This window comes from Candidatus Ruthia endofausta, from assembly GCF_013342985.1.
GTDB lineage: Bacteria > Pseudomonadota > Gammaproteobacteria > PS1 > Pseudothioglobaceae > Ruthia > Ruthia endofausta.
Map to the genome: position 1 here is coordinate 942,951 of NZ_CP054490.1, position 14,968 is coordinate 957,918.

16 protein-coding genes are annotated in these 14,968 nt (G+C 37.3%); 8 read left to right on the forward strand and 8 right to left on the reverse strand.

Annotated elements, in window-relative coordinates; genetic code table 11:
• Positions 1–9 precede the first annotated feature (9 nt).
• The 3 genes from glmU to HUE58_RS07410 all read left to right on the forward strand — a co-directional run bounded on the left by glmU (position 10) and on the right by HUE58_RS07410 (position 2,434).
• The gene (glmU, locus tag HUE58_RS05335) at positions 10–1,368 is read left to right on the forward strand and encodes a bifunctional UDP-N-acetylglucosamine diphosphorylase/glucosamine-1-phosphate N-acetyltransferase GlmU (RefSeq protein WP_174605967.1); all 1,359 of its coding nucleotides are present in this window, start codon (positions 10–12) and stop codon (positions 1,366–1,368) included.
• Positions 1,369–1,891: 523 nt separating this feature from the next.
• The gene (locus HUE58_RS05340) at positions 1,892–2,074 is read left to right on the forward strand and encodes a hypothetical protein (RefSeq protein WP_174605968.1); all 183 of its coding nucleotides are present in this window, start codon (positions 1,892–1,894) and stop codon (positions 2,072–2,074) included.
• Between the two features lie 189 nt (positions 2,075–2,263).
• Positions 2,264–2,434, forward strand: coding sequence for a DUF1924 domain-containing protein (locus HUE58_RS07410; protein WP_422851470.1), 171 nt, complete (start codon positions 2,264–2,266; stop codon positions 2,432–2,434).
• A 604-nt stretch (positions 2,435–3,038) separates the two neighbouring features.
• Here HUE58_RS07410 and trpB read toward each other — a convergent pair.
• The 8 genes from trpB to HUE58_RS05385 form a co-directional block, all read right to left on the reverse strand.
• A complete protein-coding gene (trpB, locus tag HUE58_RS05350) occupies positions 3,039–4,244 on the reverse strand; it encodes a tryptophan synthase subunit beta (RefSeq protein WP_174605970.1) in 1,206 nt (401 codons plus the stop codon).
• Positions 4,245–4,842: 598 nt separating this feature from the next.
• Positions 4,843–4,959 (reverse strand): Fic/DOC family N-terminal domain-containing protein, encoded by a 117-nt coding sequence (locus HUE58_RS05355; protein WP_246260777.1) that lies wholly within the window; start codon positions 4,957–4,959, stop codon positions 4,843–4,845.
• 242 nt (positions 4,960–5,201) lie between these two features.
• Positions 5,202–5,807: a phosphoribosylanthranilate isomerase gene (locus HUE58_RS05360; RefSeq protein ID WP_174605972.1), complete on the reverse strand. Its 606-nt coding sequence runs from the start codon at positions 5,805–5,807 to the stop codon at positions 5,202–5,204.
• Positions 5,808–6,515, reverse strand: a complete 708-nt coding sequence (locus HUE58_RS05365; protein WP_174605973.1) for a hypothetical protein — start codon at positions 6,513–6,515, stop codon at positions 5,808–5,810.
• Positions 6,516–6,526: 11 nt separating this feature from the next.
• Positions 6,527–6,709: a sulfur relay protein DsrC gene (locus HUE58_RS05370; RefSeq protein ID WP_174605974.1), complete on the reverse strand. Its 183-nt coding sequence runs from the start codon at positions 6,707–6,709 to the stop codon at positions 6,527–6,529.
• Positions 6,710–8,031: 1,322 nt separating this feature from the next.
• A complete protein-coding gene (gene topA / locus HUE58_RS05375; RefSeq protein ID WP_174605975.1) occupies positions 8,032–10,365 on the reverse strand; it encodes a type I DNA topoisomerase in 2,334 nt (777 codons plus the stop codon).
• The gene (locus HUE58_RS05380; protein WP_174605976.1) at positions 10,365–10,856 is read right to left on the reverse strand and encodes a Smg family protein; all 492 of its coding nucleotides are present in this window, start codon (positions 10,854–10,856) and stop codon (positions 10,365–10,367) included. The genes topA and HUE58_RS05380 overlap by 1 nt, the downstream gene beginning before the upstream one ends.
• Positions 10,857–10,945: 89 nt before the next feature.
• The gene (locus HUE58_RS05385) at positions 10,946–11,308 is read right to left on the reverse strand and encodes a DNA-processing protein DprA (RefSeq protein WP_246260779.1); all 363 of its coding nucleotides are present in this window, start codon (positions 11,306–11,308) and stop codon (positions 10,946–10,948) included.
• 414 nt (positions 11,309–11,722) lie between these two features.
• Here HUE58_RS05385 and rpmH point away from each other — a divergent pair, with 414 nt between their 5' ends.
• The 5 genes from rpmH to HUE58_RS05410 are packed head-to-tail and all read left to right on the forward strand — an operon-like array spanning position 11,723 to position 14,956.
• A complete protein-coding gene (gene rpmH, locus HUE58_RS05390; RefSeq protein WP_174605977.1) occupies positions 11,723–11,863 on the forward strand; it encodes a 50S ribosomal protein L34 in 141 nt (46 codons plus the stop codon).
• 9 nt (positions 11,864–11,872) lie between these two features.
• Positions 11,873–12,217 (forward strand): ribonuclease P protein component, encoded by a 345-nt coding sequence (gene rnpA / locus HUE58_RS05395; protein ID WP_174605978.1) that lies wholly within the window; start codon positions 11,873–11,875, stop codon positions 12,215–12,217.
• A complete protein-coding gene (yidD, locus tag HUE58_RS05400; protein WP_174605979.1) occupies positions 12,217–12,432 on the forward strand; it encodes a membrane protein insertion efficiency factor YidD in 216 nt (71 codons plus the stop codon). The genes rnpA and yidD overlap by 1 nt, the downstream gene beginning before the upstream one ends.
• Before the next feature lie 29 nt (positions 12,433–12,461).
• Positions 12,462–14,087 (forward strand): membrane protein insertase YidC, encoded by a 1,626-nt coding sequence (gene yidC, locus HUE58_RS05405; protein WP_174605980.1) that lies wholly within the window; start codon positions 12,462–12,464, stop codon positions 14,085–14,087.
• Between the two features lie 8 nt (positions 14,088–14,095).
• Entirely contained in the window at positions 14,096–14,956 is an 861-nt protein-coding gene (locus HUE58_RS05410) for a TauD/TfdA family dioxygenase (protein ID WP_174605981.1), read from the forward strand.
• Positions 14,957–14,968: the final 12 nt, after the last annotated feature.

Genomic DNA, 14,968 nt, shown 5'->3' on the forward strand with positions numbered 1-14,968 from the left:
GCTATTTTTATGGGCAATACTCATGCTATTATTTTGGCCGCAGGCAAAGGCTCACGCATGAACTCATCCAAGCCAAAAGTCTTGCAAACCTTATCAAATAATACCTTATTGGAGCATGTTTTCTCTCAAGCCAAAGCCTTGTGCGATCGAATTCATGTGGTTTATGGCTTTGAAGGCGAACAAGTACAACGAAAAATTAACGACCCCAATATCAACTGGGTAGAGCAAATTGAACAATTGGGCACTGGACACGCCGTAGCACAAGTAATGCCACATATTGAGGACAATTCAATCTCACTCATATTGTATGGTGATGTGCCACTGATTAAAGAATCCACACTGGCTGATTTAATTCATAAAGCACAGCAAAGTGGCATTGCCTTATTGTCCGTGATTTTAGATAAGCCAACTGGCTATGGGCGCATTATTCGCCAAAATGAACAAATACAAGCCATTGTTGAACAGAAAGATGCAAATAATGCACAACTAAATATTAATGAAGTGAATACAGGTATCATGGCTGTTCGCTCGCAATTATTAAAGCAGTATTTAAGCAAGATCAACACAAGCAATGTCCAAGGGGAATTTTGTTTAACCGATATTATTGCCTGTGCAGTTGCTGATGGGCAAACTGTTTCATCCATCGTTAGCAAAAATCAATTTGAGGTAGCAGGTGTGAATGACAAAGTACAACTGGCAGAATTAGAACGTGTTTTCCAAAAAAATCAAGCGACTCAATTTATGCAACAAGGGCTTAGCTTAAAAGACCCAAATAGGTTTGATTGTCGAGGTACATTCACCTTTGGACGAGATTGCGAGATTGACATTAACGTACTTATTGAAGGTAAAGTGACACTGGGAGACAATACCGTAATTGCACCGAATTGTATTATAAAAAACGCTAAAATTAGCAATCAGGTATCAATTTTGCCAAACTGCGTTATTGAAGATTGCGTTATTGAAGATGGTGCTACTATTGGTCCATTTGCACGCATTCGTCCACAAACTCACATCAAAACCTATGCCAAAATTGGTAATTTTGTTGAAGTTAAAAAGTCTACCATTGGCGAAAACACCAAAGTTTCTCATTTAAGCTATGTGGGCGATGCCATTATCGGCGAGAACGTCAACATTGGCGCTGGTGTCATCACTTGTAATTATGATGGTGTTAACAAACATCAAACCATCATTGGCGATGGTGCCTCCATTGGCTCTGATTCTCAACTAGTTGCACCTATAAAAATTGGTAAAAATGCCACAATTGGTGCGGGCTCTACTATCACTAAAACAGTATCTGACAACCAATTAAGTTTAAGTCGCACCAAGCAAACCAGCCTAAAAAATTGGCAACGTCCGACTAAAAAATAAATGCGTTCACTGTGCCTCATAAGTCTGGTTGTTGACAATTAGTTTGTCACTATTTTATATCCCTAGGCGTTTTTGTTATTTTTTATGCCAGTTTATCAGCTTTGCCAGTAGCAATGATTGTAATAGACACTGTTAGCGTCATTTCTGTTGTCTACGTTATGTCTGAAATTGGTAAAAGGCACACTTTTTTGGGTATTTGTGTCTATACAATCGCTATCATTGCACTTGCCATCACCGCTTTACAAATAAAGCCGTTTTATTTATTTTGCCATGTCCAGTGCTGCAGCAGATTACATTATTATGACTGCCACACCAATGAGTATGCATGTTATTGATGACTTTTCATTGGTACAAACTAAATTTGTGATTCAGTCACATGTTATTGTCATGTTCCTACCTTCCTTATTTACCCCCAATTATTGTCAAACTATTTGGACTCTGAAAAATGATGATAATCAGCATCACACTATATCTAATCTGTATCATAATTGGCTATACCAACTACAGTTTAAATAATTACTGGATGGCGTTAATTCTCTTAGGGCTTAGCTGGAACTTTCTATTTATCGGTGGCATCAATTTATTACCACGTGCTTATCATAATCTTGAAAAATTCAAAGTACAATCTGTCAATGACTTTCTAATTTTTAGTATGCAAGCCATAGCTTCACTATCAGCAGGCTGGTTTGTGTTTAATTTATATTAGCGGCTCACAAGCCTTCATCATCAAAGTAACTTTCCAATAATGAAGATATATAAATACATAGCTATGCTGCCTTTATACGTTTTTAATATCCGTTCTGAAATAAAGATTTCAACTAATTGTATCCTCATTGGGGTTGACATTGCAACAATAAATACAACTCAAGGAGCGTTGTTTTGGAAAAGAGAGCTAATGCCCAATAAAAGTTGCACAAGTTGCCATACTAACGACCTTAAAAAAAATGGCGCTTATGCAACAAGGACTAAAAAATTAATTAAATCCATGTCACCAAAGATTAACCAAAAAAGATTAACCGATACCAAAAAAAATAAGTGGCTAAAGAGAAACTACAAATTTTCATAGAATTTATCTTAGTTATATGATTGATAATTCTTCGTTTAAGCCTTCGCGCAAGATCATGAAGTCCCTATCATATAATGATGCGCCATTAAGCATATTAAAAACACCTTACATGCGTAGAAAACATAGCGATATATAAAGACACTGATTGTCCAAGTGCAAGTAGGGACACTTTCAAACTGTGAGGGATGTCATAAACAAGCCTTAAAAGATAATTATGATGACGAGCAGATACGTATACCTAATGCTAATCTTTACTAGAAATTACGGCATAACGATTAGGTAGACTTTACATTGTGCTGTTTTTTTAAAGTAAATCTTCAAGAAAATAGGCTGATAGTTCATGCCGACCTTTTAAGTTAGATTTTTGATAAATAGTTGGGGCTTGCTGACGTATCGTTTTTTCCTTAGTACCTCTTATTTAGCTAATTTCTTCAAGACTTAAGCCTTTCTAAACAGCAATGCCACCTTCGTGCAGCAAGTGCATGAGGCTATCACCCTCTATAATATCCTTAACAAATAGTATGATATTTGAAAAAGATATAAATTAATGCTATCAAAACAATCTGCTTAGAGAGTGTATTCTGAATTTTTTGAGTCCTATTCATTAAAACTCAATGCCTTCAATTTGTGCAATGGTGTGAATATCTTTATCACCACGACCCGAAAGGTTAATAATGATATTTTTATCCTTGCCCAATTCTTTTGCAAGCTTAATGCCATAAGCCACCGCATGAGAAGACTCTAACGCTGGCAAAATACCTTCAACTTTGGTAAGTGTATGAAACGCCTTTAATGCCTCTTCATCAGTGATTGCTACATACTGCGCACGACTACTGTCTTTTAAATATGCATGTTCTGGGCCAACGCCAGGATAATCTAGACCTGCTGAAATTGAATACCCCTCAATAATTTGCCCATTTTCATCTTCCATTAGATAAGTACGGTTGCCATGCAACACACCCACACTGCCTGCACAAAGCGGAGCGGCATGTGCAGTTGGGCCTTTTTCTAGACCATATCCTGCTGCCTCAACACCATAGATTCCAACTGAAGTATCATCAATAAACGAATGGAACAAGCCAATCGCATTCGAGCCACCACCCACACAAGCCACTAAAGCATCGGGCAAGCCACCCACTTGTGCGGCAAATTGTACTTTTGCCTCTTTACCAATAATACTCTGAAAATCTCGCACCATCATTGGATAAGGGTGCGGGCCTACAACTGTGCCAATAATATAAAACGTATCATCAATGTTCGTCACCCAATCGCGCATCGCTTCATTAACTGAGTCTTTGAGTGTTTTTGAACCTGAAGTAACTGGAATAACCGTGGCACCTAACAGCTTCATGCGAAACACATTCAGTGCTTGGCGAGCCACATCCACCTCGCCCATATAAACCACACATTCCAGCCCTAAACGCGCTGCAACCGTTGCTGTTGCCACGCCATGCTGACCAGCGCCTGTTTCAGCAATGATGCGTGTTTTATCCATACGCTTAGCAAGTAGTGCTTGACCAATGGTATTGTTAATTTTATGTGCGCCCGTATGATTTAAATCTTCACGTTTAAGATAAATCTGGGCACTGCCCAACTTTTTGCTTAAATTTTGTGCATGATAAAGTGGCGTTTCACGACCTACATAATGCTTTAAATCCTGTTCAAATTCACGAATAAATGCTGCATCATCTTTATATTTCTCATAAGCATCTTTGAGTTCTGTGACTGCTTTCATAAGCGTTTCTGCAATAAAAACACCGCCATATTGCTCAAAATGGCCCTTATCATCTGGTAAATTGTAATTATTCATATTTTGGGAATGGTTTTTTAAAAAATTGTAAGTATGGTTTAAAAGCGAAAAGGCGATTACGCTTGTTGCCCGTTAATTCATCTAAAACATCAGCTCTAACCAAATGCAGTTGTTGCAGATACTGACAACTCTGTCTTAACATTTTTGCCCTAACAAATCACCCTTCATTCTAACTTGCGTCAGCCTTTGATAATATTCATCTTTATTGGCTTCAGAAAAATGCTGACATATAAAGCAAAGGCTTTGATAAGAGTTTTTTACCAACTAAATGCAGTGGCACATTAGCATTCTACCATTACCATCACAAAAAAGGATGAATGATCTCAAATTGATAATGAATAATAGCAATTTTATTATTTAGAAATTTTTTTTAAATCTGACATCAATTCATATACATCGTCTTAAAATCAGTATTCTGAATACTATTTCCATCAATCCAATTTTGTGAAGAGCGAAACTCTTCTGATAGTTTTTTACTTACCCCTTCCTAATGATAGCAGTGTTACATGTCCCTGTTTAATTAAACGCATGCAATTAGCAGTTTACCTAGATTATTAATGGCACTTCGCACTGCATTTATATAAAGAGTGACTTCGAGCTAATCATCTCTTTGCTTTATTTTAATGTCCTCCTCTTTTTTAAATGAATCCTCAGTCGCAGTTTGCATGCCTTCTATTTTGCTAGATAAAGTTGCCTCATTACTTATAAAACTCATAATAAACAGATCAATATTCGGCACCAATCTTGTCATGGCATTCAATTCACCTAACAAATGGATAGATTTTTCTAACTATACTTGTAAATTATTATTGTCAACTTCAAATGTGTGATTGATGCCATTTGGCAAGAAGCATTGATACTCATAATGTTTTCCGTTATTTTTAGATTGAAAGACGCCCGCCTTAAATTTTGATATCTTCATGCTTAATATTTAGTATAAAAAGTGAAATAAATCTATTATCTCATATTGGCTAAAAATTGTTTAATCTTGTTAATATCTTTAATGCCTTTCTCACTTTCAACACCACTTGACACATCAATCGCATAAGGATGTACTTGGTTAATAGCATCAGCCACCGTATTAGGGTTAAGCCCGCCCGCTAAAATAATAGGCAGGTCAATATCAACCTTAGCCAAGTGCCAATCAAAATGTTCGCCCGTACCGCCATAAATATCTTTGTTAAACGCATCTAATAACAAACCACTAGCCTGGTGGCACTCCTCTGCCATTTTGGTGATATTGGTCTGCCTATTCACACGCAGCGCCTTAATAAACGGCATGGCATATTGAGCACACTCATGTGCCAGTTCATCGCCATGGAATTGCAAAGTATCCAGTGGCACTTCGCACAACACTTCATCAATAAAATCAGAATCTGCATTCACAAACAAGCCCACACGATTCACAAAAGGTGGCAATGCATTTACAACATCAATCGCAGTTCCTATATCAACACAGCGTGGGGACTTGTCATAAAACACCAAACCAATTGCATCAATACCAAGCATAGCAGCCTGCTTGGCATTATCTGCATTGGTGAACCCACAAACCTTAATCTTCATTTACTTGCCTTCGGCATCTAATTTTGCTTTAATCTTACCCCTGTCAACCCACCAATCATCAGCCACTAACTGATCAACAGCACCTGAAAGTTTTTTTAAAAACACTTCTGGTTTGTCTAATTGTAAGGTTTTACGCCATAAATCAAACATTGATTGATCAGTCACATGCGAATGCTCATCCGCAACAGATGCCATCATTTGTGATGCAAAAAAAGTTAAATCATCCTCCGCGCTACAACGCATAGAGGTAATATAATACGCCGTTGCAGCAGCAATGGCACGGGTACCTGCCCCTTTTGGCGACTCCTCAACCAAATGTTGTAGCATTGCAACAGTCAATTCTGGGTCAATTGGAAAGGTAATACCTAGCCACAACGCATGGCCTAACGCCTTCAAAGCATCCGGTCCTTCAGATAAAAACATCACATCACAAGCCTCAACCGCTAACTCCCAGAGCTCATTATCCCTTGCGATATCAAAAGCACTAAAGGCCTTTTCCCAAGCATCTGAACCCCTATAACGCTCAACCTGAATTCTGCCAATCTCTAATAAATTCTTAATTTGCTCCTCAACAGGCGTATCCTCAGTTTGCGCTTGAATTTTCTTTTCAAAATAATCCAGCCTAGCCTTAAGTTGCTCTTCATTGGCATATAAATCTTCACCACCTTCAGCATCAAAAATCTGCTCTTTATTTAAGTATTTTCCCATCAGCTATCTTCCTAACAAAAAGCCGCCTCTAAGCGGTCCTCCCAATTATCAGGCACATCCGTATAATCAGGCTTCACATCCATCCTAAAAAACCGCTCGTCAGACCCTTTAGACACCTGTTTCAAAACCACAACCAACGCCTCAAAATTCTCCACTTGAGGATTGGCAATAATCACTTCACTCAATAATAACATATTTTTAACGATACAGAAAAGCTAGTATTTTACCCATCTATTAAGACAATCATAACTCACAGAGTTATTTTATCGAGGATGGCGACATACTCAAATTTCCAATTTTGACAATTTCCTTCCAACCACTGCTGTTTAAAACGTTTTTATAAAGGTTTTAAATAATGGTTAGCTGATAATTATTACTACCCATTTCATCTTTTTTTACTAAATAGAGAAAATAATTATCTTTCTCTATTTAGTAACTTTTATTTCATCTCTAGACCAATAAAAATAGGGGGCTTCCCGAGTATGATTTAGCTTCTATAAATTTATCAAAAATCAAAGAATACTGATTTTACAAAGAAGATATGTCATACCCAGTAGAAGTATCAACATGGGGAATTTGTTCAATGGCACTTAGCGATAACTTCACCTTCCTAACAGCATTCTTATCAAAATATTTTTTATATTGACTTACAATAGAAAAATAATCTCCAAGGCAAGAAGTTCTAATTACATCAAAATCTATTAAAACAATTTTTCCTACCATTTAATTGAGTATTAATGCCGTTATATTCTAAATAATCATCCATTGTTTGCATGATATTTAAATATTTTAAATATCATGTGCTTTCAAATATTTTTCAATGGGGTTGTGGTCTAGTTTCTTATCTTCACCCATTTGATAAGCTGTTTTCTCCTTCATTATACAATTTCACCATTAGCATATTGACTAATTAGTCTATTAGTTTCTTCTATTAATTCTACGGGGTGTAATTTTTTATCTGACCTTCCATTTTCTTTGATACAGTAATTTGTCAATGCTATTGTCATGTTTCCATCTTTAAAAGGATGTCCTCTGAAGCGAGAACCTTTTTTCTAAAAAGTGTTTGATAATCCACCTTTTAGAAAAAAGGTATTTAAATTTATCACACTATTTACTCTTAAAACTGATACGCCCAATACTTTTAGTGCTGCTCTTGCAGTTGTACTACTAGTAAGAGGACATACAGCGATTACCTACCAATCGCCATTTACTACTTTGTGTGCTTAATGATCTATCTACATTATCGCCTTTATTTGAATTTGAAAAACTAACACAAGAGACTGTGCCCTAAAATAATATCGGTATTAGGTAACGCATTTATACGCTTTAAATCTTAAAACTTTAGTATGTCTTGAATTTCATCTTATAAGCCAAAATTATGATTAAAAGTATCAATAGCAGGCTTTCAGTTATCTATGTCTTGAATAATATCAAAACCTTATTGCTTAAACCCTTCAGAAGACCCTCCCGCTCCGCAAAAAAGTCTACAACTGATAAGTTTTTCACTGAATCATGCTCATTTTTTAGTAATTTTTTTCTTTTTTCTAGGCTTGGCTTTAGGTTTAAATTTTCCAGAAACCGCTTTTTTGCATTCTTCAAGGGTTAAGCCTGCTGGGTCTTTATCGCCGAAAACTTTTTTGATAGTAATATTTTTTTGACCTTTACCTTTCTTTTTACCATTCCAGATGTAGGGGCCAAAACAACCGTTGAGGACTTGGATATCGGAATCATCGAAAGTTTTGATGGTACGTTCGGCGTCGAATTTTTCTTTAACAGCAATCAGCTCTAGTGCTTTTTCTAGGCTAACTTCTTCTGGGATATCTTCTTTGAGTGAGACGTATTTTTTACCATATTGAATGTAGGGACCAAAACGACCATAGTTGGCTTCGATGATGCCAAAATCATTAGTCTCGCCAACAGTGCGGGGCATATTAAATAATTCTAAGGCCTCATCAAGGGTGATGCCTTCAATATCTAATGAGCCTCTGAGTGAGGCAAAGGTTGGCTTGTCTTCGTCGTCTTTATGGCCGATTTGGGCGAAGGCACCGCATCTGCCAAAGCGCACGCTAACGCGTTTGCCACTTTTTGGGTCAGTACCGAGTTCGCGCATACCGTGGGTTTCTTCTCTGGAAATGTCAGCAGCATCTTCGATTTTTTGATGAAAAGGGGTGTAAAAGTTTTTAACCACACCTTGCCACGGAACATTTTGTGTGGCGATGGTGTCAAAATCGCTTTCAAGTTTAGCGGTAAATTTATAATCAATAATGTTGTCAAAATATTTGACTAGAAAATCAGTGAGCAAATAGGCAACATTGGTCGGGAACAGTTTGTTTTTTTCAGCACCTGTTATTTCGCTTGCTTGGGATTGAATAACTTGGCTGTCTTTGATTTCAATCAATTCATACGCTCGTTCAGCACCTTCTCTGGTCTCTTTTGTGACATAATTTCTGTCTTGTACTGTTGATATCATAGTGGCGAATGTTGAAGGCCTGCCGATGCCCATTTTTTCAATCTTTTTCACCAGCGATGCTTCAGTGTAGCGAGGTTTGACTCTTGAAAAATTCTCTCTAGCTTTAAAGCTGGTCAAACTCAATGTGTCGCCTTTGTGTAAATCGGGTAATAGTTTATCCTCTGACGATAGATAATCATAAACTCTTAGAAATCCTGGAAATGTCAATATTTTGCCATTGGCTAGGAATTTTTCATCAAGTCCTGAAATGTTGATTTTTATTTGGGTCTTTTGTAATTGAGCGTCGCTCATTTGGCAAGCCAATGTGCGTTTGTAAATAAGGCTATATAGTTTAGCAGCCTGATCTTCAATACCAAAAATACTGGGCTTGGTTAAATCGGTTGGGCGAATTGCCTCGTGCGCTTCTTGCGCACCTGCATCTTTGGTTTTATATCGTCTTATGTGGTGATATTCACTGTCAAATCTTTTTACAATGACTTGGCCGGCTGCCTCAATTACTGTTTCTGATAGCGTGAATGAGTCAGTTCGCATATAAGTAATAGACCCTTCACGGTACAAATTTTGTGCCAAAGTCATGGTTTGCTTAACTGAAAATCCTAATTTTTGAGAGGCTTCTTGTTGTAAGGTTGAGGTGATAAAGGGTGGTTTTGGTGAGCGTTTAGAGGGTTTTTTTTCAATTGATGCAACGGTTAAATTAGCCGATAAAAGTGCATTAGCAAAGGCCAATGCTTGCTCTTTAGATTCAAACTCCTTACTCAGTTTAATCTCAAATATCTCGCCACTTTCACTCACTAATTCTGCTTTGACTTTGTAAGTAGAATTGGCAATATATTGGCTAATTTCTCGCTCTCTTTCGACCACGAGGCGCATCACCGGGGATTGTACCCTGCCAGCGGAACGTGCGCCTGAAATTTTGCGCCATAAAACAGGTGATATTTCAAAACCTACTAATCTGTCAATAACGCGGCGCGCTTGTTGAGCATCTACCAACTGATAATCAACTGTTCTAGGCTTAACAATAGCGTGAGTAATTGCACTCTTGGTAATCTCATGAAAAACAATTCTTGGGGTATCTTTAGGTAAATTGAGCGCTTCTAGCAAATGCCAAGCAATGGCTTCACCTTCACGATCCTCGTCCGTTGCGAGGTAGACTTTTTCTGCTATTTTTACAGCCTTACGCAAGTCAGCGACTACTTTTTTCTTATCTGTGGTAATTTCATACGTGAGGGTAAAATTATTTTCAATGTCAATGCCCATGTTTTTCTTAGGCATGTCGCGGATGTGGCCAATACTAGATTTAACACTAAAATCTTTACCTAAAAACTTTTCAATGGTTTTAGCTTTGGCAGGGGACTCAACAATAACAAGATTTTTTGCCATTATTGAATGATGCGATTGTCATCAAGAAATACGATGGATTCCAGCCACTGCGCTGATGTTTCACCATCAACACTATTGCCTAATACCATCATCACTACCCATTTAAGATCTTCTAAAGAAACACTGACATCACCCAATGACATGATTTGGTCAATAATCATCTCGCGCTGATTAGCATTTAATTGACCAATATTTTCCATAAACAACAAAAACCCTCTGGATTTGGCACTGAGTTTTATTTTTTCGGTCTCAGTGTAAATACGCATACTGCCCTGATAAGTCGTCTTGAATGGCTTAATCTTACCATTTTGAATGGTGGCGATGTTTTCTAGCCAGCTAAGCGCCTTATCAATGCGCGTTGTGTCAAATCCAATGTCTGAAAGATGTGCTTTTAACTCGGTATCATCAATCTCATGGGTAGAATCTTGCTCTGCCTCTTCAAAAAGATAATCAAACATATAGGTTAGAACATCAAGAATATTATTTGTCATAAAAATCTCACTTAGGTTAGTACGTAGCCTGACCCTGTAATTTTAGCAACTCTGTTTTCAAGCTCAAGCAACAAAAGCACTTGAGTAAACTATCTGTGGGCTAAGGTTGATTTTTCAACTAGCTTATCAACCGTCACCGCATTGTAACTCAGATATTTTAATAGCATAACGTCTGTTTTGTCTACATTTTTTATATCAACAGGCTCTTTTTTAGATGAAACTGACAAACCCGAACCCTTGAGCAACTCAGATAACATATCTTCAATATTGTCAGTTAATTTAGCGCCTTGCTTAATAAGTTGATGACAGCCCTTTGATAATGGATTGTAAATTGAGCCAGGTATTGAAAATACTTCTTTACCTTGTTCAGCGGCTAATTTTGCAGTAATCATGATGCCGCTTTTAATGCTTACCTTCACCACTAAAGTGCCAAAACTCAGCCCACTAATCACACGATTTCGTCTTAGGACGTTACTAGCTACATGGGTGAAGCGCCAATGGGAAACTCTGAAATAAGTGCACCGCACATTGAAATTTGATGTGCCAAAGATTTGTGCTTGTACCAGTAATTTATTAATTTATCCGCTTGTTGTAAACATGTTAACGTTTCTTTTCTAAATAAGCCTGATTGCTTGTTGCCCATCTAGATGCTTCAAATACTTGCTGTGGCAATTCAAAATATTTTAATGCTTTAATTAATAGAGTCATCTTTAACATAACCAATAAACAATATCCACTTAAAGCTCTTACTTTAATCCACAAATTAGCTACTGTATTAAAACACTAAAGCCTTAACAAGATAACAAATATAAGGCTGGTAAAAAATTATGGTAAAATTGTTAGATTTCATCTAAAGAAATTGCATTATGAAGCAAAAGAGAACCTTTCAACCGAGTGTTATAAAACGTAAACGTACACACGGTTTCAGATTAAGAATGAGCACCAAATCAGGCCGCGCTGTTATTAATGCACGTAGAAAAAAAGGGCGTAAGCGTTTAGCAGCTTAGTTAATTTAAGTGTCCCTTCTTAGGCTAACACGCAACTTAAGAATTTTAAAACCCTTTGATTATAAAGCCATTTTTAATCATGGTAGAATGACCAAAGGGCGGTACTGGCAAGTCATCGCACGAAAGGTTGATGCGCCCACACCCCGCCTTGGACTTGCCATTGCAAAAAAAGTTCATAAACTAGCTGTTGATAGAAATAGAGCCAAGAGAATTGTGCGCGAAACCTTTAGAACACACCAAAATGATTTTAATCATTGGGAATTTGTAGTGATGACAAAACATTCAAAACCCGCTAAAAACTCTATAATGATCGATGACTTGCTACATTTATTCAAAAAAATAACCACTCATTAATGCGTTACTTACTCCTAATGCCCATTAAATTTTATCAACTATTCATTAGCCCTTTATTGGGTTTTAATTGTCGCTTTCAACCAACTTGCTCACAATATGCTTATGACGCAATCCAAGTGCATGGATTTTTTAAGGGGCTTGGCCTTAGTTTAAAACGCATTGGCAAGTGCCATCCATGGCATGATGGTGGGTTTGACCCCGTACCAAAAAAATAATGTCACTCTATTAATTAAAAAATAATCTTATGAACAATCAAAAATTCTTTCTCATTATTGCTATTTTTTTAAGCGTTTTTCTCTTGTGGGACAAGTGGGAGGTAACACATGTAGTGGATGCAAACGGTAATTTAATCAGTCAAACCAAAATTACAGGCGCTAGCACGGTAAGTGACTCCTTAACAAATCAGAACCTAGACGTACCCAATGTTACAAATCGCAATACCGAATTAGACCTTCCTAACACTGTTGCAAAAAATCAAGGTCCATTTACAACGGTCACAACAGATTTACTAACCTTAGAAATTAGTCATAAAGGTGGTACTATCCAAAATGCATGGCTTAATGATTATCCAATAGAAATTAATTCTGAGCAAAAATTCCAGCTACTCAGTGATAAAACTGGTGAAATATTCCAAGCACAAAGTGGTTTATTGCCGCAAGGGCAAATGCCCACTCACCATTCAACATTTAGTTCAAAAAATAGCCATTATCAAATGGATGGTAATAGTTTGATTGTGCCCTTTACTTGGCAAAGTGAGAATGGTATCAAAGTCACCAAGCAATATCACTTTAACAAAAACAGCTACGTGGTTGGTATTGATTACCAAGTAACCAATACCACTAACAATACATTAAACATAACTGGCTACACACAACTAGTTCGCAATGCACTTGACCAGTCCAACATGATGATGCCAACTTATACAGGTGGTGCAAGATTTGATGACCAAGATGTGTATGAAAAAATAGAGTTTGAAGACTTTGGCGACCAGCCAAAAATCACCTCTAAAGGTGGCTGGATAGCGATGATTGAACATTACTTTTTTGTGGCTGCAATCCCAGATGAAAATCAAACACACACTTATTCATCAAAGATTATCAATGGTGAATATTTACTAACCGTTGTCAACCCAAAATTAACAATAGCACCTGGTGCAACAGCAACACTACCAAGCAGTAACCTTTATATCGGACCTAAAGAGCAAGAACAAATTAACACTGTTGCGCCAGGTTTAGACAAAACCGTTGATTATGGCATACTGTTTATTATTGCCAAGCCATTATCTGAGTTACTCAACTGGATTTATTCAATGATTCACTCTTGGGGTTACTCTATTATCGTTCTTACTTTGTTAATCAAATTGGCGTTTTATAAACTCAGCGAAAAATCATATCGATCAATGGCAGGCATGCGACAGCTCGCCCCAAGATTGACAAAACTTAAAGAAACTTATGGTGATGACAAGCAAAAACTAGGTCAAAAAACCATGGAACTATATAAAAAGGAAAAAATCAACCCTGCCTCTGGTTGTTTGCCCATTTTGGTGCAAATTCCTGTATTTATTTCACTTTACTGGGTGCTATTAGAAATGATTGAGTTACGCCAAGCGCCGTTTTGGTATTTAACCGATTTATCAGCCCAAGACCCATACTATATATTACCGCTCATCATGGGTGTATCAATGTTTGTTCAACAAAAACTAAATCCGCCACCACCTGACCCAATACAGGCAAAAATTATGATGGCATTACCTTTTGTATTTACTATTTTCTTCCTATGGTTTCCATCTGGATTGGTGCTTTATTGGGTGGTCAACAACATCTTATCAATCACTCAACAATGGGTGATTGATAAACGCATTAATGGCTAAAAATTGCCATGTCCATTCTCAACAATTTAGATGAATACAAACGCTGGAGAGATGACAAACTAGCAAATATTAGCACCAAGATTGAAACCTGCCTGATTGAAATTAGCAATCCCTTTGAGCTCACACGCTCAGAAAAAGATAGGATTAAGCATTTGTGCCAACATAACAATTTTGCCCTATTTAATATTGAACAGCAAGACAACTACCCACAAGCCATTATTGCCATTAATAAACAGTTTGGATTGATAGATTATGACCCGCATTTATATGTCCAAAATCGGGGTTTAGCGCATATTACCCAAAGCGTTAAACAAGATCAGGCTGAATTTATTCCCTACACCAATAAAGCCATCGGCTGGCACACAGATGGTTATTACAATACAATAGAGCAACGTATACGTGCCTTTTCTTTGTTTTGTGTTACACCTGCAAACCGTGGTGGAGAAAATCAATGGATTGACCAGCAAATGGTGTATTTACAACTAAGGGAGTCTAATCCAGATGTTGCTAAGGCACTCACTCACACCCAAGCCATGAGCATACCCAAACATGTTGTAAACGGCGTTGTTAGGCGTAAAATCTCCATAGGGGCTATTTTTTTTATTGACGAGCCCAGCTCACAACTTTATATGCGCTATACACAAAGAAAGAAGAATATCAAATTTTTGAATGCCCAAGAGGTTAGGCAAGCTGTTGCCATTTTGGATACGCATTTAAGCACCACCACTGAATATCACTTTAGTCATACTATGGTTGCTAATCAGGGAATGTTGTGTAACAATATCCTGCACAAGCGTTCTGGATTTATTGACAATCCCTTCAATCCAAGGTTGCTACTCAGAGGTCGTTACTTTAACCGATTAAATTAGGATTATAATTAA